Origin of the sequence: Klebsiella sp. V115_8, assembly GCF_029967715.1 — a bacterium.
Taxonomy (GTDB): domain Bacteria; phylum Pseudomonadota; class Gammaproteobacteria; order Enterobacterales; family Enterobacteriaceae; genus Klebsiella; species Klebsiella quasipneumoniae.
On sequence record NZ_JASCAR010000040.1, the window covers coordinates 1 to 18,992 of the forward strand.

At 56.6% G+C, this 18,992-nt stretch carries 16 protein-coding genes; 8 read left to right on the top strand and 8 right to left on the bottom strand.

The annotated features are described in order from the left end of the window. Positions 1-408: 408 nt before the first annotated feature. Entirely contained in the window at positions 409-1,110 is a 702-nt protein-coding gene (locus QLG03_RS18240) for a FadR/GntR family transcriptional regulator (RefSeq protein ID WP_023291487.1), read from the top strand. A 12-nt stretch (positions 1,111-1,122) separates the two neighbouring features. Further along, positions 1,123-2,520 carry a multidrug transporter subunit MdtD gene (gene mdtD / locus QLG03_RS18245; RefSeq protein ID WP_023291486.1) on the top strand — a complete coding sequence of 466 codons (1,398 nt, stop codon included), beginning with the start codon at positions 1,123-1,125 and terminating at the stop codon, positions 2,518-2,520. Here the strand turns inward: mdtD and rbsR are convergent. The 7 genes from rbsR to kup form a co-directional block, all read right to left on the bottom strand. Further along, entirely contained in the window at positions 2,517-3,509 is a 993-nt protein-coding gene (rbsR, locus tag QLG03_RS18250) for a ribose operon transcriptional repressor RbsR (RefSeq protein WP_087672188.1), read from the bottom strand. The two genes, mdtD and rbsR, sit on opposite strands and share 4 nt — an antisense overlap. Positions 3,510-3,512: 3 nt before the next feature. Further along, positions 3,513-4,442, bottom strand: coding sequence for a ribokinase (gene rbsK / locus QLG03_RS18255; protein WP_023291484.1), 930 nt, complete (start codon positions 4,440-4,442; stop codon positions 3,513-3,515). 103 nt (positions 4,443-4,545) lie between these two features. Further along, positions 4,546-5,436 carry a ribose ABC transporter substrate-binding protein RbsB gene (gene rbsB, locus QLG03_RS18260; RefSeq protein WP_004202323.1) on the bottom strand — a complete coding sequence of 297 codons (891 nt, stop codon included), beginning with the start codon at positions 5,434-5,436 and terminating at the stop codon, positions 4,546-4,548. 27 nt (positions 5,437-5,463) lie between these two features. After that, entirely contained in the window at positions 5,464-6,429 is a 966-nt protein-coding gene (rbsC, locus tag QLG03_RS18265) for a ribose ABC transporter permease (RefSeq protein ID WP_004202322.1), read from the bottom strand. Positions 6,430-6,434: 5 nt separating this feature from the next. Then, positions 6,435-7,940 (bottom strand): ribose ABC transporter ATP-binding protein RbsA, encoded by a 1,506-nt coding sequence (gene rbsA, locus QLG03_RS18270; protein ID WP_023291483.1) that lies wholly within the window; start codon positions 7,938-7,940, stop codon positions 6,435-6,437. A gap of 10 nt (positions 7,941-7,950) precedes the next feature. Continuing rightward, positions 7,951-8,370, bottom strand: coding sequence for a D-ribose pyranase (rbsD, locus tag QLG03_RS18275; protein WP_004202320.1), 420 nt, complete (start codon positions 8,368-8,370; stop codon positions 7,951-7,953). 185 nt (positions 8,371-8,555) lie between these two features. Then, positions 8,556-10,424, bottom strand: a complete 1,869-nt coding sequence (kup, locus tag QLG03_RS18280) for a low affinity potassium transporter Kup (RefSeq protein ID WP_004202319.1) — start codon at positions 10,422-10,424, stop codon at positions 8,556-8,558. A gap of 217 nt (positions 10,425-10,641) precedes the next feature. Here kup and ravA point away from each other — a divergent pair, with 217 nt between their 5' ends. Continuing rightward, positions 10,642-12,141 (top strand): ATPase RavA, encoded by a 1,500-nt coding sequence (ravA, locus tag QLG03_RS18285; RefSeq protein WP_060590682.1) that lies wholly within the window; start codon positions 10,642-10,644, stop codon positions 12,139-12,141. Then, positions 12,138-13,586 carry an ATPase RavA stimulator ViaA gene (gene viaA, locus QLG03_RS18290; RefSeq protein WP_032454444.1) on the top strand — a complete coding sequence of 483 codons (1,449 nt, stop codon included), beginning with the start codon at positions 12,138-12,140 and terminating at the stop codon, positions 13,584-13,586. The genes ravA and viaA overlap by 4 nt, the downstream gene beginning before the upstream one ends. Positions 13,587-13,589: 3 nt before the next feature. Here the strand turns inward: viaA and asnA are convergent, their stop codons facing one another. Next, a complete protein-coding gene (gene asnA / locus QLG03_RS18295) occupies positions 13,590-14,582 on the bottom strand; it encodes an aspartate--ammonia ligase (protein WP_023291478.1) in 993 nt (330 codons plus the stop codon). Between the two features lie 151 nt (positions 14,583-14,733). Here asnA and asnC point away from each other — a divergent pair, with 151 nt between their 5' ends. The 4 genes from asnC to rsmG all read left to right on the top strand — a co-directional run bounded on the left by asnC (position 14,734) and on the right by rsmG (position 18,742). Further along, positions 14,734-15,192 (top strand): transcriptional regulator AsnC, encoded by a 459-nt coding sequence (gene asnC, locus QLG03_RS18300; protein ID WP_002882510.1) that lies wholly within the window; start codon positions 14,734-14,736, stop codon positions 15,190-15,192. A gap of 99 nt (positions 15,193-15,291) precedes the next feature. Next, positions 15,292-15,732 carry an FMN-binding protein MioC gene (gene mioC / locus QLG03_RS18305; RefSeq protein ID WP_017899651.1) on the top strand — a complete coding sequence of 147 codons (441 nt, stop codon included), beginning with the start codon at positions 15,292-15,294 and terminating at the stop codon, positions 15,730-15,732. A gap of 381 nt (positions 15,733-16,113) precedes the next feature. Next, positions 16,114-18,003 carry a tRNA uridine-5-carboxymethylaminomethyl(34) synthesis enzyme MnmG gene (gene mnmG / locus QLG03_RS18310; protein WP_147734118.1) on the top strand — a complete coding sequence of 630 codons (1,890 nt, stop codon included), beginning with the start codon at positions 16,114-16,116 and terminating at the stop codon, positions 18,001-18,003. A 115-nt stretch (positions 18,004-18,118) separates the two neighbouring features. Then, positions 18,119-18,742 (top strand): 16S rRNA (guanine(527)-N(7))-methyltransferase RsmG, encoded by a 624-nt coding sequence (gene rsmG, locus QLG03_RS18315; protein WP_044525110.1) that lies wholly within the window; start codon positions 18,119-18,121, stop codon positions 18,740-18,742. Positions 18,743-18,992: the final 250 nt, after the last annotated feature.

Consider the following 18,992-nt stretch of genomic DNA (forward strand, 5'->3'; position numbering starts at 1 on the left):
TTTCGTCCGAGGACGTTAAGAATCCATGTCACTTTGAGTGCCCACACAGATTGTCTGATAAATTGTTAAAGAGCAGTGCCGCTTCGTTTTTCGCTGCGGCGCGGGGTGTGCATATTACGCTTTCCCGCTGCAGAGTCAAGCATTTATTTTCGCTTTTCTCTGCGAGGTTCTCACCGGAACCCCGCTGACCCGGCGGCTTGCTTGCCGTTGTTCCGTGTCAGTGGAGGCGCATTATAGGGAGTAATTCTGAGGTGACAAGGGGAAATGCAAAAAAACTTTTCAACCGTCTCTTTTTTCAACAATGCGGCGAGGAATGTCGCAAAAAACCGCCGTTTTGCTGTTTTAACCGACGAAACGGGGCGCCTGGTGGCATACTGTTAGTGTAGAGAAAAGAAAGGAACGGCATTTATGTCTTTAAGCGCACAGCAACTGGCGGCACAAAAGAACATCTCCTGGGTACTGGCCGAGAAGCTCGCCCAAAAGATACTGACTGGCGAATATCAGCCGGAAAGCATTCTTCCCGGCGAAATGGAGTTAGGGGAGCAGTTCGGCGTGAGTCGTACCGCCGTCCGCGAAGCGGTGAAGACGCTGACTGCAAAAGGCATGCTGCTGCCCCGCCCTCGCATTGGCACCCGGGTAATGCCGCGCAGCAGCTGGAACTTCCTGGATAAGGAACTACTCTCCTGGTGGCTCACGGAAGATAACTTCGAAGAGGTGGTGAGCCACTTTCTCGTCATGCGCAGCAGCCTGGAGCCACAGGCCTGTTTCCTCGCCGCCGCCCACGGCACCGCGGAACAGAAAGCGCAGCTCAATACCCTTATGGAAGAGATGATCGCCCTGAAACGTCATTTTCAGCGCGATCGCTGGATAGACGTCGATATGGCCTGGCATGAACATATCTATGAAATGAGCGGCAATCCTTTCCTCAGCTCATTCGCCTCTTTATTTCATTCCGTCTACCACACCTACTTCACGTCGATTACGCAAAATGAAGTCGTGAAGCTCGATCTCCACCAGGCGATCGTCGATGCCATTCTCAATAGCGATGCGCCAGGTGCCTTGCTCGCCTGCCAGGCGCTGCTGAACGCCCCACACCACGTAAATCAATAACAAGGATTTGGCATGAGCGGAAAAAAAGGGCGCAGCATGGCTGGCCTGCCGTGGATCGCGGCGATGGCCTTCTTTATGCAGGCGCTGGATGCCACCATTCTTAACACCGCCCTCCCGGCTATCGCCCACAGCCTGAACCGTTCCCCCTTAGCAATGCAGTCGGCCATCATCAGCTATACGCTGACGGTGGCGATGTTGATCCCGGTCAGCGGCTGGCTGGCCGATCGCTTCGGCACGCGCCGGGTCTTTATCATCGCCGTTAGCCTGTTTACTCTCGGCTCCCTCGCCTGCGCGCTCTCGAGTTCATTAACGGAGCTGGTCATTTTTCGCGTTATTCAGGGGGTCGGCGGGGCGATGATGATGCCGGTGGCGAGGCTAGCCCTCCTGCGCGCCTATCCGCGCAGCGAACTGCTGCCGGTACTGAACTTTGTCACCATGCCGGGACTGGTAGGACCGATTCTGGGCCCGGTTCTCGGCGGGGTATTTGTGACCTGGGCCAGCTGGCATTGGATTTTCCTGATAAACATTCCCATCGGCGTGATCGGCATTCTGTATGCCCGTAAATATATGCCAAATTTCACAACGCCGCGCCGACGCTTCGATATAACCGGTTTTCTGTTATTTGGCTTAAGCCTGGTGTTATTTTCCAGCGGTATTGAACTGTTTGGCGAAAAAATCGTGGCGACATGGCTGGCGCTGGCGGTGATCGCCGTCAGTCTGATACTGCTCCTGGCCTATGTCCGTCACGCGCGCCGCCATCCTGCGCCGCTGATCTCGCTCTCTTTATTTAAGACCCATACGTTCTCGGTCGGCATTGCCGGCAACCTTGCCACGCGGTTGGGTACCGGCTGCGTACCTTTTCTGATGCCGCTCATGCTGCAGGTTGGCTTTGGCTATCCGGCCATTATCGCCGGCTGTATGATCGCCCCCACCGCTATCGGCTCGATTATTGCGAAATCTACCGTTACCCAGGTGCTGCGCTGGTTTGGCTATCGTAAGACCCTGGTGGGGATCACCGTGTTTATTGGCCTTATGATTGCCCAGTTCTCGCTGCAGTCGCCAGAAATGCCGCTGTGGATGCTGCTTCTGCCGCTGTTCGTGCTGGGGATGGCGATGTCCACGCAGTTTACCGCCATGAATACCATTACCCTGGCCGATCTGACGGATGACAATGCCAGCAGCGGCAATAGCCTGCTGGCAGTCACCCAGCAGCTTTCCATCAGTCTCGGAGTGGCCATCAGCGCTGCGGTGCTGCGCTTCTATGAAGGTTTTGACAGCGCCAGCACCGTAGAGCAGTTTCACTACACCTTTATTACCATGGGCGTGATAACCATCGTGTCGGCGCTGATGTTTATGCTGTTGAGAGCGAAGGATGGCCGCAACCTGATTAGCGAGCGGCACAAACGCTAAGCGGAACCGCGGACCACCAGCTCCGGAGTTAACTGTACGCGCTGTTGTTTTTGCTGCGGGTCGGCCATGCGATGGATCAGCACGTCGATGGCCAGTTCCCCCAGCTCATCTTTCGGCTGGTGAATGGTGGTTAACGGCGGCGTCATATAGCGAGCCAGTTCAATATCATCGTAACCCACCAGCGCCATATCCTGCGGGATCTGCAACCCGGCCTGGTATAACGCCTGATAAGCGCCAACCGCCATGGCGTCGTTACCGACAAACACCGCCTGCGGCCGCTGCGGCAACGCCAGCAGCTGCTGCATCGCGCTAAATCCGCCGCCAAATTCAAAATCACTGGTCACCACGTATCCCTCGGCTACGGGCAGAGCGCAGCGCGCCATCGCGGCATGGTAACCTTCAAGGCGCAGACGCGCCGGGGTTTTATCCAGCGGGCCGGCAATGCAGGCTATGTGTGAATACCCTTGATCGATCAGGTACTGGGTCGCCATATCGCCACCGAGCAGCGAGTTATCCTGAATCAGATCGCTATCGCCATCAAACGGCGCCCAGTCCATCATGACCGTCGGAACCGACGGATAGCGCTGCATAATTTCCGGGGAGGGTTGGTGGGTCTCAGTGCACAGCAGCAGTAATCCATCGACGCGTTTTTGCATTAACGTCTCCAGATTACGATTCATTCGCTGCTCATCACCTTCCGTATTACAGAGTACGAGACTATAACCCCGCTCAAAGCAGCTGCGCTCCACGCCCCGCACCAGCTCGGAATAAAACGGATTGGTACTGGCGGTGATCAGCATGCCGATGGTGCGGGTTTGATTAAGCTTGAGGCTACGCGCCAGCGCCGAGGGGGCGTAGTTGAGGCTTTTGATCGCGGCGTCGACTTTGGCGGTAATCGCCTCGCTGACAAAGCGGTCCTTATTGATGACGTGTGACACCGTCGATGTGGAAACGCCCGCGACGCGGGCCACATCTTTCATCGTAGCCAAGCATTACCCCTGTTGCGCTAAAAATTCATCAATCTCTGTGCGCCACGGCACGGAAGGCTGCGCGCCTTTGCGAGTCACGGCAATCGCCGCCGCGGCATGCGCAAAGCGGATCGCCTCCGGCAGGGCGGTCCCTTCCAGCAGCGCGGTCACCAGCGCGCCGTTGAAAGTGTCGCCGGCCGCGATAGTATCAATAGCCTGCACGCGAAACCCTGGGATCCGGCGGCTTTCGCCTTCGGCACTGAGCCAGACGCCGCGGCTGCCGAGGGTGATCATTACCGTACCAATGCCTTTGGCATGCAGCACGTCGGCGGCTTTTGCCGCATCCTCGTCACTCTCAACGCGAATCCCCGTCAGCTTTTCCGCTTCGGTTTCGTTGGGGGTAATGATATCCACCAGCGCCAGCAGTTCATCGGACAGTTCACGCGCTGGCGCGGGATTAAGCACCACGGTGGTCTGATGGTGATGGGCGATTTTCGCCGCCGCCAGCACGCTCTCCAGCGGCGACTCGAGCTGCATCAACAACGCCTGCGCGCTGGCGATCCGCTCTTTTTCCGCCTCTACCTGAGCGACGGATAAGGCCGCATTGGCGCCGGCATGAATACCGATGACATTCTCACCTTCGGCGTTAACGAAGATTAACGCCACGCCGGTTGCTTCCCCGGCGACCGCGCGCACAGGCGCCACATCGATTTTATCGCTCGCCAGCTGGCGGCGGATGCGTTCACCGATGTCGTCATCGCCGGTGCAGGCAATAAACGCGATATCCGCCCCGCTGCGCCCGGCGGCCACCGCCTGGTTGGCCCCTTTACCACCGAACGCCAGCTGGTAGTGGTTGCCGGTGACGGTTTCACCCGGCGTCGGGAAAGCGTCAAGGTTGAGAATGTGATCGGCATTGATGCTGCCAAGGACGACAAGTTTGCCTGCAGTTTTCATCGTTTCTGTTCCCGGGAAAGCGCGCCACCGGGATCCGGTGGCGCATGCCCTGCTTTTCTTTTTTTATATTGTCCCTCGGACCGTTGCCAGTCCGAATCGCATATTACTGCTTAACGACCAGCTTCAGCTCAACCGGGTAGTTAGCTTCCACTTTTTCGCCCTTCAGTACCTTATCAGCAGTCTCAACGCCTTTCGCGCCGATCTGCTCCGGCAACTGTGCGACGGTCGCCGCCAGTTTGCCACTGTTTACTGCTTTTTCGCCATCCGGAGTGCCGTCAAATCCAACCACCATCACATCGGACTTGCCTGCGGTCTGCAGCGCGCGCAGAGCGCCGAGCGCCATTTCATCATTCTGCGCGAACACCGCCTGGACGTCAGGATGGGCGGTCAGCAGGTTCTGCATCACGTTCAGCCCTTTGGTACGGTCGAAATCGGCCGGCTGGCTGGCCAGAACGTTGAACTTGTGCGCCGCCACGGCCTGTTTGAAGCCTTCGCCGCGCTCGCGCGCCGCGGAAGTCCCGGCAATGCCCTGCAGCTCAATGACTTTCGCACTTTCACCCAGCTTTTTCGCAATGTAATCACCCGCCATTTTTCCGCCCTGCACGTTGTCAGAGGCGATGTGGCTCACGACATCGCCTTTTGTCGCCTGACGGTCGAGGGTGATGACCGGGATTTTCGCCTGGTTCGCCATCTTCACGGCATTGCCGACGGCATCAGAGTCGGTTGGGTTGATCAGCAACAGCTTCGCGCCGCGCACCGTTAAATCCTGAACGTTAGCCAGCTCTTTCGCCGGGTTGTTCTGGGAATCGAGCACCACCAGGTTGTAGCCCAGTTTGTCAGCTTCTTTTTGCGCGCCGTCTTTCAGCGACACGAAGAAGGGATTGTTGAGAGTAGAGATAACCAGAGCGATGGTGTCTTTGGCCATCGCGTTCGCGCTAACGGTCGCACTTAGCGCAACAGCAGAGACCAGGGTCGCCAGTTTTTTCATATTCATAGTTAAGATGTCCTGTAGAGTTCTCAGTTACTGCTTTTTGTTATCTACCAGTACCGCCAGCAAAATCACCACCGCTTTAACGATCATCTGGTAATAGGAAGAAACGCCTAAAAGGTTCAAACCATTATTCAGGAAGCCAAGGATCAGCGCGCCAATCAGCGTGCCGACAATGCGTCCTTTGCCGCCCGCCAGGCTGGTGCCGCCGAGCACGACTGCCGCAATGGCGTCCAGCTCATAGCCTGTCCCGGCCGTCGGCTGCGCGGAGGAGAGGCGCGCCACTTCGATAATCCCGGCCAGCGACGCCAGCATCCCGCACAACGCGTAGACGATAATTTTGACTTTATTGACGCTAATCCCGGACAGGCGCGTCGCCGCCTCATTACCGCCAAGGGCGTAGATATAACGACCCAGGCGAGTATGGTGCAGCATGTACCAGGCCGCCAGGAAGACAATCGCCATGATCCATACCGGCGTCGGGATCCCCAGCGGACGTCCGATACCAAACCAGCCGAACAGATCGGCATTATCGCTAAAGCCGGTATTGATCGGGCTGCCGTTGGTGTACACCATGGTCACGCCGCGCAGCAGCAGCATCATCACCAGGGTGGCGATGAAAGCCTGCACGCGGCCTTTCGCCACAATCACCCCGGTGACTGCGCCGATCGCCGCACCTAATGCGAGGGCAGCAGCGACCGCCACCAGCGCATTCACTTCAATGCCAACGATCGACGCCGCCACCGCGCCGGTGAGCGCCAGCAGGGAACCGACGGACAGGTCGATCCCCGAGGTCAGTATGACCAGCGTCATCCCTACCGCCATAATGGCGTTAACGGAGGTCTGCTGCAGAATATTGAACAGGTTATTGACGGTAAAAAAGTTGGGGCTCATGGTCGATACCACCGCGATCAGCACCAGCAGGGCAATCAGCGATTTTTGCTCCATCAGCCACGCTTTCGTGAAATAACGGCGACCAGAAACAGCCTGGGTTGTCATCTTTCTTACTCCTGATTCACACGGTTAAGCTTGCCCACAGCGGCAGCCATCAATACTTCCTGGGTGGCCTGCTCGCGTGTGAATTCACCGCCGAGATGCCCTTCATGCATCACTATGATGCGATCGCTCATGCCCAACACTTCCGGCATCTCGGAGGAGACCAGAATGATGCTCAGGCCATCGGCTTTGAACTGATTGATAAGCTGGTAGATCTCTTTCTTCGCCCCAACGTCGACGCCACGGGTCGGCTCATCGAGGATCAGGACCTTCGGCCGGGTCATCAGCCCGCGGGCGATGGCGACCTTTTGCTGGTTGCCGCCGGAGAGCAGGCCGATCGCCTGCTCCATGGATGGCGTTTTCACGTTAAACAGCCGGATGAAATCACTGACCGCCTGCTGTTCATCTTTATGCTTGAGACTCCCCCCCGTCCGGCTGAAGTAGCGCAGGGCGGTCAGGGACATGTTTTCTTTTACCGACATCCCGAGCACTAAGCCGTCACGCTTACGGTCTTCGGAGATATAGACAATGCCGTTCGCCAGACCATCCTGCGGCGAACGGGTCACCACTTCGTGACCGTCGAGCGTCACGGAGCCGCTGCTGCGCGGCAGCGCGCCATACAACACTTTCATCAGCTCGGTCCGCCCGGCGCCCATCAGCCCGGCGACGCCGAGGATTTCCCCCTGGCGCAGGGTAAAGGTCACGTTTTCCACGCCCGGGCCGCAGAGATTATCGACTTTCAGGCGCACCGCGCCCGGCGCCTTAGCCAGATGCGGATACTGATCTTCCAGCTTCCGGCCAACCATCATTTCAATCAGGCGGTCTTCATCCAGCGAGGAGACCTCGCGTTCGGCAATAAACTGCCCGTCGCGGAACACGGTCACGTCGTCGCAAATCTCGAAGATCTCTTTCATGCGGTGGGAGATGTAGACGATGCCGCGCCCCTGCGATTTCAGTTCGCGGATCACACGGAACAGCGATTCGGTTTCGGTATCGGTCAGCGCGTCGGTCGGTTCATCCATAATGATGACCTTCGACTCGAAGCTCAGCACTTTGGCGATCTCCACCATTTGCTGATCGCCAATCGACAGATCGCCCACCAGCTTCTGGCTGGTAAAACGGAGATTCAGCTTCGCCAGCAGCTTGTCGGCTTCGGCATACATCCGCTTCCAGTCGATTTTGCCAAAGCGGTTAACGAATTCGCGGCCGAGGAAGATGTTCTCGGCGATCGTCAACTGCGGGATCAGGTTCAGCTCCTGATGGATAATGCCGATCCCGGCTTCCTGGGAAGATTTTGGGCCGCTAAAGGTGGTCTCTTTGCCCAGCCACAATAAAGCGCCAGCATCACGGGTATAGATCCCGGTCAGCACTTTCATCATGGTGGATTTACCGGCGCCGTTCTCACCCACCAGCGCCATCACCCGGCCAGGGTAGACATTCAGCGAGGCGCCGGAGAGCGCCTTGACGCCAGGGAACGCTTTATCGATCCCTTTCAGTTGCAATAAGGCTTCCATGACGGCGATCTCAGAAGGTGACGCCGGCACAGAGAATGATATTCGCAAACGGGGAACACTCCCCGCTGCGAATTACCGCCTGACTGTCTGCGGTTTGTTTTTTGAACTGCTCATGACTGGTGTAACGAATTTCAATGGTGTTTCCCTGGTGCTGCTGCAGCTGCTCAAGATGGTTGAGCAACGTCGCGTGGAGCTGCGGATTATGCGTCTTAATTTCCTCAGCGATGACAGCCGCTTCAACCTGCATTTCCGTCGTCACCACTTCCAGAACCTGCATAAATGAAGGTACGCCCTGGGTCAACGCCATATCGATGCGCGCGCTGCTGCGGGGAACCGGTAATCCGGCATCGCAGACCACCAGTGTATCGGTGTGGCCCAGGCGGGAGATAACCGCGGAAATATCAGCGTTAAGTACGGTGCCTTTTTTCATTTTTTCTCTTTTGCTCCACTAGCGAAACGTTTCGCTAAAATAATTATTATCAATGCGTGAGCAGAAAACCATCACCAGAAGAGAGAAATGTGATCGCTATCGAAACGTTTCGCGAGACAGCGACAGGAGATGACAGCCGGAGTGAGAAACAAAAAGCCCTTCGCAACGGAAGGGCTTTTTTGACATCAGATTTCGACCTGAGTACCGAGCTCGATAACCCGGTTTGGCGGGATTTCAAACTGATCCGGCGCACGCAGGGCGTTACGCTGCAGCAGCAGATAAAGCTTGCCGCGCAGGCGCAGATACCACGGCCGTTTGCCGATAATCAGCGACTCATGGGACATAAAGAACGAGGTCTCCATCATCCGGCAGCTGAGTCCTTCCAGGCCACAGCGATGGAACACCTCTTCGACATTTGGCGTTTCCCGCCAGCCGTAACTGGCCACCACCCGCCAGAACGAGGGCGACAGCTGCTCAATCTGCACCCGGCGAACGTTATGCACGTAAGGCGCGTCTTCGGTGCGCAGGGTCAGGAGGATCACTCGCTCATGCAGCACCTTGTTGTGCTTCAGGTTATGCAGCAGGGCAAACGGGATCACGTTCAGGGCGCGGGACATATACACCGCAGTACCCGGCACGCGCACCGGCGGCGATTTCTCCAGCGAAGAGATCATCGCTTCCAGCGAGTTGCCGTGCTCGTGCATTCGACGCAGCAGGCGGAAACGCTCGCTCTTCCAGGTGGTCATCACCGTAAACATCACCAGACCCAGGGACAACGGCAGCCAGCCGCCGGAGACAATCTTATCGAGGTTCGCCGAGAACAGCGGAACATCAATGCACAAGAAGGCCACCAGCATCAGTCCAACGAACAGCTTATTCCAGTGCCAGTTTTTGCGCGCCACCGTTGCCGACAGGATGGAGGTCAGCACCATGGTCCCCGTGACCGCGATACCGTATGCCGCCGCCAGGTTAGACGAATGTTCGAAGCTGACGATGACGATCACTACCGAGACATACAGCAGCCAGTTAATGAACGGGATATAGATCTGGCCGGACTCCATTTCCGAGGTGTGGATGATGCGCATCGGCGACAGATAGCCCAGACGCACCGCCTGACGGGTTAAGGAGAAGACCCCGGAGATCACCGCCTGCGAGGCGATAACCGTCGCCAGTGTGGCGATAATCAGCATCGGGATCAACGCCCACTCCGGCGCCAGCAGGAAGAAAGGGTTTTTAATCGCTTCCGGATGCTTAAGCAGCAATGCCCCCTGGCCAAAATAGTTCAGCACCAGCGAAGGCAGCACGACGGAGAACCAGGCGACACGGATCGGCAGTTTGCCGAAGTGCCCCATATCGGCGTACAGCGCTTCCACCCCGGTAATCGACAGCACCACCGCGCCAAGCGCAATAAAGGAAACCGTTTTGTACTGCAGGAAGAAGTGCACCGCCCAGTAGGGGTTTAGCGCCTGCAGAACTTCCGGGTTAGCGTAAATGCTTCGCGCGCCAAGCACCGCCAGCAGCAGGAACCAGATAAGCATAATCGGCGCAAACAGCTTGCCGACCATCCCGGTCCCGTGCTTCTGGATCATAAACAGCAGGGTAAGCACGATAATGGAGATCGGCACAATCCAGCTATCGAGCTGCGGAGCGATAATTTCTAACCCCTCTATCGCCGACATCACCGAAATCGCCGGGGTAATCACCACTTCGCCATAGAAGAAACTGCCGCCGATCAGGCCGAGGATCACCAGCACAGAGGTCATCCGCGCCGAGGTATTGCGTCCGGCCAGCGACATCAGCGTTAAGATCCCGCCTTCCCCGGCGTTATCCGCCCGCATCACGAAGGTGATGTATTTTATCGATACGGTAAAGATTAACAGCCAGAAAATCAGCGACAAAAAGCCAAATACGGCATCACGCTCAACGCCAAAGCCAAACTGACCTGACAGGCATTCACGCAGGGTATACAGTGGACTGGTACCGATATCACCGTACACCACGCCGATGGCCGCCAGCGTTAACGCCGGCAACGATTGTTTATTATCAGTGCTCATAGACTAGTCTTTTCGTTTATAAAACAAATGTGTGCCTAGTCCCTTGGCCCACAAAAAGCGCACAGTATGCACGATTATTTGTGAAATCGTACCCCTAACAGACACCATATTAACCTGGCTCAAAAAAAATAAATCGATTCTTCAGGCTATTACCGCCCCTGCTCTAACATCTATACTCGTCCCAATAACGATACATGACAAAGCACGCAACTCAATTATGGCTCAAACACATTTACTGGCTGAAAGAATTTCCCGACTCAGCGCGGCACTCGAAAAAGGACTCTTTGAACGCAGCCACGCGATACGCCTGTGCCTGCTGGCGGCGCTCAGCGGCGAGAGCGTATTTTTGCTCGGTCCGCCGGGGATTGCCAAAAGCCTGATTGCCCGCCGCCTCAAGTTCGCCTTCCAGCAGGCGCGCGCTTTTGAATACCTGATGACCCGCTTTTCCACCCCGGAAGAGGTTTTTGGCCCGCTGTCCATTCAGGCGCTGAAAGATGAAGGCCGCTACGAGCGTTTAACCGCCGGCTACCTGCCGGAAGCAGAAATCGTGTTCCTCGATGAAATATGGAAAGCGGGTCCGGCTATCCTCAACACCCTGCTGACGGCGATTAACGAACGTCACTTCCGCAACGGCGCTCACGAAGAGAAAATCCCGATGCGCCTGCTGGTGGCCGCCTCGAACGAACTGCCCGAAGCCGACAGCAGCCTGGAAGCGCTGTATGACCGCATGCTGATCCGTCTGTGGCTCGATAAAGTACAGGATAAAGGTAATTTCCGTTCGATGCTGGTCAGCCAGCAGGATGAAAACAGCAATCCGGTGCCCAGCGCGCTGCAGGTTAGCGATGAAGAGTTTACGCAATGGCAGCAGCAGATCGGCAATATCAAACTGCCGGACGCGGTGTTTGAGCTGATATTCCAGCTGCGCCAGCAGCTGGATGCCCTGCCAAACGCGCCATACGTTTCGGATCGCCGCTGGAAAAAGGCTATTCGCCTGCTGCAGGCCAGCGCCTTCTTCAGCGGCCGCGACAGCATCGCGCCGATAGATCTTATCCTGCTGAAAGATTGTCTGTGGCACAACGTCGAGAGCATGAACCTGATGTCGCAGCAGCTGGAAACGCTGATGACCTGCCACGCCTGGCAGCAGCAGGCGATGCTGACGCGGCTCGGGGCGATTGTGCAGCGACGCATTCAGATCCAACAGCAGCAAAGTGACAAAACGGCGCTAAAGGTCACCCGCCTTGGCGGCATGTTTAGCCGCAAGCCGCACTATGAGCTGCCGGCGGAGATCCAGGGGACCACCCTGACCCTGCTGCTGCAGCAGCCGCTCAAACTCCACGATATGGAAGTGATCCACATTACTTTTGAGCGCGAGGCGTTAGCCAGCTGGCTGGAAAAGGGCGGCGAGATCCGCGGCAAGCTCAACGGGATCGGCTTTGCCCAACTGCTCAATATGGATGTCGACACCAGCCAGCATCTGGTTGTTCGCGACGTCAGCCTGCAGGGCTCACGCCTCTCGCTGCCCGGCAGCGCGTCGCAGGAAAACATGCCGGCGGAAATTCGCCAGCAGCTGGAGGCACTGGACGATGAGTGGCACCAGCAACATAACCGCTTCAGCGAGCAGCAGAAGTGCCTGTTTATCCCGGTCGAGTGGCTGGGAAGAATCGAAGCCAGCCTGCAGGACGTCGGCGCGCAGATTAAACAGGCGAAGCAGCCATGACGCTCGATATGCTGAATGTCATGCTGGCAGTCAGCGAAGAGGGAATGATCGAGGAGATGCTGCTGGCGCTGCTGGCCTCTCCGCAGCTGGCGGTTTTCTTTGAGAAATTTCCCCGCCTGAAAAACATCATCGCGGCGGATATTCCGCGCTGGCGGGAGGCCGTTCGCGCCCGCTTAAAAGAGGTTAACGTCCCGCCGGATCTGGACGCCGAGGTGCAAACCTATCAGCAGGCTCAGCTGCTCTCTACCTCGCAGTTTATCGTCCAGCTGCCGCAGATCCTCGGCAAGCTACACCAGCTCCAGTCCCCTTTTGCCGCCCAGGCGCAGAAGCTGGTGGACGACAATGCGACCTTTACCCCGGCGCTGCATACGCTGTTTTTACAGCGCTGGCGCCTGAGCCTGGTGGTGCAAGCCACCAGCCTTAACCAGCAGCTGCTGGATGAGGAGCGAGATCAGTTGCTCAGTGAGGTCCAGGAACGAATGACGCTCAGCGGTCAGCTCGATCCGGTGCTGGCGGAGAATGACACCGCCGCCGGACGCCTGTGGGATATGAGCGCCGGCGAACTCAAACGTGGCGACTATCAGCTGATCGTGCGCTATGGCGATTTTCTTAACCAGCAGCCGGAGCTGCTGCAGCTGGCGGAACAGCTGGGGCGCTCACGGGAAGCGAAATCCGTGCCGAAGAAAGACGCGCCGATGGAGACCTTCCGTAGCCTGGTGCGCGAGCCAGCGACGGTGCCGGAACAGGTCGACGGCCTCCAGCAGAGCGATGACATTCTGCGCCTGCTGCCGCCGGAGCTGGCGACGCTCGGCATCACGGAGCTGGAGTTTGAATTTTATCGCAAGCTGGTGGAGAAACAGCTCCTGACCTACCGGCTGCACGGCGACGCCTGGCGAGAAAAAATCACCGAACGCCCGGTGACGCGGCAGGATTTTGATGAACAGCCGCGCGGGCCCTTTATTGTCTGCGTCGATACGTCAGGATCGATGGGCGGTTTTAACGAGCAGTGCGCCAAAGCCTTTTGTCTGGCCCTGATGCGCGTCGCGCTAGCGGATAACCGCCGCTGCTTTATTATGCTGTTCTCCAGCGAAGTGGTGCACTACGAACTGACCTGCGAGGGCGGCCTGGAGCAGGCGATCCGCTTTCTGAGCCAGCGCTTTCGCGGCGGCACCGATCTGGCCAGCTGTTTTCGCGCCATTATTGAACGTCTGCAAAACCCGCAGTGGGTGGATGCGGATGCCGTGGTGATCTCCGACTTTATTGCCCAGCGGTTGCCGGATGAGGTGATTGCTCAGGTGGGGGAGTTACAGCGAAAGCATCAGCACCGTTTTCACGCGGTGGCGATGTCGGTACACGGCAAACCCGGCATCATGCGCATCTTCGATCATATCTGGCGCTTTGATACCGGGTTGCGTAGCCGCCTGCTGCGACGCTGGCGGCGCTAATCGTTACAGCAGCGCGGAAACGCTTTCGCGAACCTGTGCCGGCCATACGCCGCACTGCACCTGGCCGATATGGTCGAGCTGCAGCAACAGCATCGTCAGCCGAGACTGGCCAATGCCGCCGCCGATAGTCTGCGGCATCTCGCCGCGCAGCAGCGCCTGGTGCCACTCCAGTTTCAGGCGATCTTCATCGCCGGTCAGCGCCAGCTGGCGTTTCAGCGCCGCGGCGTCAACGCGGATCCCCATTGAGGAGATCTCGAACGCATCTTCCAGCACGGGGTTCCACACCAGGATATCGCCGTTCAGTCCGGCAAAGCCTTCAGAAACCTCAGTGCTCCAGTCATCATAGTCCGGCGCACGTACATCATGGCGCTTGCCATCAGAGAGTTTGCCGCCGATGCCGATTAAGAAGACGGCGCCCAGCTCTTTGGCAATCGCTCGCTCGCGGCCCTTGGCATCAAGATCCGGATAGCGACTCAGCAGCGCCTGGCTGTGAACAAAGTGGATCTGTTCCGGCAGGAACGGCGTCAGGCCAAATTCCTGGCTGACCGCCAGCTCGGTGGCTTTGATCCCGGCGTAAATCGCTTCGACGGTCGCCTTCAGCGTGCCGACGTGGCGCTCTTCATCCCCCATCACCCGCTCCCAGTCCCACTGGTCGACATAGACGGAATGGATCGGCGTCAGACGGTCTTCATCGGGGCGAAGGGCCTTCATGTGCGTGTACAGCCCTTCGCCCGCGCTGAAGTCGTGTTGTCCCAGGGTTTGACGCTTCCACTTCGCCAGCGAATGAACCACTTCGAACTGGGCGTCGGGCAGTGTTTTCACTTTCACCTGAACCGCTTTCTCACAGCCGGACAAGTTATCCTGCGTCCCATCGCCCACGCGGCTTAAGATTGGCGCCTGGACTTCAATCAGGCCAAGCTTCTCTTCCAGCTGACGGGAAAAGTGGGATTTAACGAAACTGATCTGGCGTTGTTTTGCGATATATGCGGTTTTCATTTTTATGACTCCTGCGTCCTGTTGCCATTGATTAAGCAACAAAACAGGCCACCAATACAATAATCAATCAATAAAAAGGCTCATCGACTTTTAATTCATCAAAATATGGCGCTAAAATAGTAAGAACCCTCAAACTTCATAAGAAAAAGATATGGAAAATTATCAGATCGACAATCTGGACCGCGGCATTCTCGATGCGCTAATGGCCAACGCCCGTACCGCCTATGCCGAACTGGCCAAACAGTTCAGCGTCAGCCCCGGCACTATTCATGTACGCGTCGAAAAGATGAAACAGGCGGGCATCATTACCGGCGCGCGCATTGACGTCAGCCCCAAACAGCTGGGCTATGACGTCGGCTGCTTCATCGGCATTATTCTCAAAAGCGCCAAAGACTATCCCTCCGCCCTCGCCCGCCTGGAAAGCCTGGAGGAGGTCACCGAGGCTTACTACACCACCGGCCACTACAGCATCTTTATTAAGGTGATGTGTAAATCCATCGATGCCCTGCAGCAGGTACTTATCAACAAGATCCAAACAATTGATGAAATTCAGTCCACCGAGACCCTGATCGTGCTGCAGAACCCGATCATGCGCACCATTAAGCCCTGATCGTTTTTTTTAATCCCACATTTTTCCACAGGTAGATCCCAGCTCGCTCACAGCGTACAATACGCCACTCTGAACAGTTGAGCGGGCGATCGGCGATCTATGGCAGACATTACACTTATCAGCGGCAGCACCCTGGGCAGTGCGGAATACGTAGCGGAGCATCTGGCGGAAAAGCTGGAAGAAGCAGGCTACAGCACTGAAATCCAGCACGGCCCGCTGGTGGACGATCTGCAGGCGCAGGGGATCTGGTTAGTTATCTCTTCCACCCATGGCGCCGGCGACATTCCCGACAACCTGGTTCCCTTCTATGACGCGCTGCTGGCGCAGCAGGCCGATCTTTCCGCCGTGCGCTTTGGCGCCATCGGGATCGGCAGCCGCGAATACGACACTTTTTGCGGCGCGATCGATAAATTAGAAGCGGCGCTGAAGGCCTGCGGGGCAAAACAGATCGGCGAGACCCTGAAGATCAACGTGCTGGAACATGAAATTCCCGAGGATCCGGCGGAAATTTGGCTGGGATCCTGGAAAAATTTGCTCTGAGATTTGTAAAGATCGTCCGTTCTTCTGTGGATAACCATGCTTAAAAGCTTGGATCAACCGGTAGTTATCCAAAGAATAACCGCAGTACGCTTTTTGAGCTGTGCATAACCCTTCATTCTGATCCCAGCTTATACGGACCAGGATCACCGATCATTCACAGATAGTGATCCTTCTTAAGCTTTTGATCTTACTTCGCGGATCCGACTTATCCACAAAGAGAGTCGATCCTAATAAGAGATCACAATAGAACAGATCTCTATATAAAGATCTTCTTTTTAATACTCAGGATCCCGGAGTCTTTCTCAAAAGACCAAAGCCGAGTAGAATCCACGGCCCGGGCTTCAATCCATTTTCAAACCGCGTTATGCGAGGCAGACCAACATGTTTTATCAGGATCCTTTTGACGTCATTATCATTGGCGGGGGTCACGCAGGCACTGAGGCCGCAATGGCCGCAGCGCGTATGGGTCAACAGACCCTGCTTTTGACACACAATATCGACACGCTGGGGCAGATGAGCTGCAACCCGGCGATTGGCGGCATTGGGAAAGGACACCTGGTAAAAGAAGTGGACGCGCTCGGCGGCCTGATGGCCAAAGCGATCGATCAGGCAGGCATCCAGTTTAGGATACTAAACGCCAGCAAAGGCCCCGCGGTACGCGCCACTCGCGCCCAGGCTGACCGCGTGCTGTACCGTCAGGCGGTACGCACTGCGCTGGAGAACCAGCCGAATTTGATGATCTTCCAGCAGGCAGTGGAAGATCTGATTGTCGAAAACGATCGCGTCGTAGGCGCAGTCACCCAGATGGGCCTCAAATTCCGTGCCAAAGCGGTGGTGCTGACCGTCGGAACCTTCCTTGACGGCAAAATCCATATTGGTCTGGATAACTACAGCGGCGGACGCGCCGGCGATCCGCCGTCGATCCCGCTGTCTCGTCGTCTGCGTGAACTGCCGCTGCGCGTAAGCCGACTGAAAACCGGGACCCCGCCGCGCATTGACGCGCGCACCATCAATTTCAGCGTGTTGGCTCAACAGCATGGCGATAACCCGATGCCGGTCTTCTCGTTTATGGGATCTGCCGATCAGCATCCGCGTCAGGTGCCGTGCTACATCACCCACACTAACGAGAAAACCCATGACGTGATCCGCAATAACCTCGATCGCAGCCCCATGTACGCCGGGGTGATCGAAGGGATCGGTCCACGCTACTGCCCGTCGATCGAAGACAAAGTCATGCGCTTTGCCGATCGCAACCAGCATCAGATCTTCCTCGAACCGGAAGGCCTGACCTCAAACGAAATTTATCCGAACGGCATCTCCACCAGCCTGCCGTTCGATGTGCAAATGCAAATCGTCCGCTCCATGCAGGGGATGGAAAATGCGCGGATCGTCCGTCCTGGCTACGCTATTGAGTACGACTTCTTCGACCCGCGCGATCTGAAACCGACGCTCGAGAGCAAATTCATTCAGGGTCTGTTCTTCGCCGGTCAGATCAACGGCACCACCGGTTATGAAGAAGCGGCTGCTCAGGGTCTGCTGGCCGGTCTTAACGCTGCTCGCTTCTCGGCGGAAAAAGAGGGCTGGGCGCCACGTCGCGATCAGGCCTACCTCGGCGTGCTGGTGGATGACCTGTGTACTCTGGGTACCAAAGAACCGTACCGCATGTTTACCTCTCGTGCTGAATATCGTCTGATGCTGCGCGAAGACAACGCCGACCTGCGTCTGACTGAGCAGGGGCGTGAGCTGGGTCTGGTGGATGATGAACGCTGGGCGCGTTACAACGAGAAGCTGGAAAGCATTGAGCGCGAACGCCAGCGCCTGAAATCGACCTGGGTGAACCCGCAGGCTGAGAGCGCTACCGAAGTGAACGCTCACCTGACCGCGCCGCTGTCGCGCGAAGCCAGCGGTGAAGATCTGCTGCGTCGCCCGGAAATGACCTACGAGCAGCTGGTTCAGCTCTCGCCGTTCGCGCCGGGGCTGGAAGATCGGCAGGCGGCTGAGCAGGTTGAGATCCAGGTGAAGTATGAAGGCTATATCGCGCGCCAGCAGGATGAGATCGAGAAACAGCAGCGCAACGAGAATACCTTGTTACCGGCGACACTCGACTACCGTCAGGTCACCGGACTGTCTAATGAAGTGATCGCTAAACTAAACGACCATAAACCGTCGTCGATAGGGCAGGCGTCACGTATTTCCGGGATCACCCCGGCGGCGATCTCTATTTTGCTGGTTTGGTTGAAAAAGCAGGGGATGCTGCGTCGCAGCGCCTGATTGCGGCAGCCTGCCGCGCTGATTTCCCACTTGCATAATCAGCGCTCGCCTTTATCATTCCTGGCCCGGTAAGCGTTAGCGCCTCCGGGCTCATTATTTTTTGAAGGTACTTACCGTGCTCAACAAACTTTCTCGTCTGCTGGATGAAGCGGGTATTTCGCTCACCGATCACCAGAAAAATCAGCTGGTGGCTTACGTCGGGCTGCTCGATAAGTGGAACAAAGCCTATAACCTGACCTCCGTTCGCGATCCAAATGAGATGCTGGTGCGTCATATCCTCGACAGCATCATCGTCGCGCCTTATCTGCAGGGCTCGCGCTTTATCGATGTCGGTACGGGACCGGGGCTGCCGGGGATCCCGTTGGCTATCGTGCGCCCGGAGTCGCATTTCACCCTGCTGGACAGCCTTGGCAAACGCGTGCGCTTCCTGCGTCAGGTGCAGCATGAACTGAAGCTGGATAACGTCACGCCGGTGCAGAGCCGCGTGGAAGCTTTCCCGGCCGAGCCGCCGTTTGATGGCGTGATAAGCCGCGCCTTCGCGTCGCTTAATGATATGGTGAGCTGGTGCCATCATTTGCCGGCCGCGAACGGTCACTTCTATGCGCTCAAAGGGTTAGCGCAAAAAGACGAAATGGAAAACCTGCCGGAAGGGTATGCCATAGCCGAGGTCATTGAGCTGCATGTTCCTCAGCTGGAAGGGGAGCGGCACCTGGTGGTGATTACGCCAAAATCGAGTTAATTTTTATCAAAAAATGTGGAAAAAATGTGGCCCATGAATGTTACAAAAATAAAGGTCACCTCCTGATATTATCGGGCTGCATTTAACCATGTTTTTACTATGGTTTTTCTTGTGATTAACTTAGCCTAAGTGATTCACTGACAAAATAGTCAACTTTGAAAATATCAGGGTGCTAAAAATCGACAATGATGATCAGCATCGTGATGTTAAATTTTTATTATAAATGTCAATAAAAGGTTTTTATTGTATG

Bases quoted from the DNA above. Each gene is read 5' to 3' on its own strand.
- QLG03_RS18240 (WP_023291487.1), top strand. From the start codon at position 409: ATGTCTTTAAGCGCACAGCAACTGGCGGCACAAAAGAACATCTCCTGG.
- mdtD (WP_023291486.1), top strand. From the start codon at position 1,123: ATGAGCGGAAAAAAAGGGCGCAGCATGGCTGGCCTGCCGTGGATCGCG.
- rbsK (WP_023291484.1), bottom strand. From the start codon at position 4,442: ATGAAAACTGCAGGCAAACTTGTCGTCCTTGGCAGCATCAATGCCGAT.
- rbsB (WP_004202323.1), bottom strand. From the start codon at position 5,436: ATGAATATGAAAAAACTGGCGACCCTGGTCTCTGCTGTTGCGCTAAGT.
- rbsC (WP_004202322.1), bottom strand. From the start codon at position 6,429: ATGACAACCCAGGCTGTTTCTGGTCGCCGTTATTTCACGAAAGCGTGG.
- rbsA (WP_023291483.1), bottom strand. From the start codon at position 7,940: ATGGAAGCCTTATTGCAACTGAAAGGGATCGATAAAGCGTTCCCTGGC.
- rbsD (WP_004202320.1), bottom strand. From the start codon at position 8,370: ATGAAAAAAGGCACCGTACTTAACGCTGATATTTCCGCGGTTATCTCC.
- kup (WP_004202319.1), bottom strand. From the start codon at position 10,424: ATGAGCACTGATAATAAACAATCGTTGCCGGCGTTAACGCTGGCGGCC.
- ravA (WP_060590682.1), top strand. From the start codon at position 10,642: ATGGCTCAAACACATTTACTGGCTGAAAGAATTTCCCGACTCAGCGCG.
- viaA (WP_032454444.1), top strand. From the start codon at position 12,138: ATGACGCTCGATATGCTGAATGTCATGCTGGCAGTCAGCGAAGAGGGA.
- asnA (WP_023291478.1), bottom strand. From the start codon at position 14,582: ATGAAAACCGCATATATCGCAAAACAACGCCAGATCAGTTTCGTTAAA.
- asnC (WP_002882510.1), top strand. From the start codon at position 14,734: ATGGAAAATTATCAGATCGACAATCTGGACCGCGGCATTCTCGATGCG.
- mioC (WP_017899651.1), top strand. From the start codon at position 15,292: ATGGCAGACATTACACTTATCAGCGGCAGCACCCTGGGCAGTGCGGAA.
- mnmG (WP_147734118.1), top strand. From the start codon at position 16,114: ATGTTTTATCAGGATCCTTTTGACGTCATTATCATTGGCGGGGGTCAC.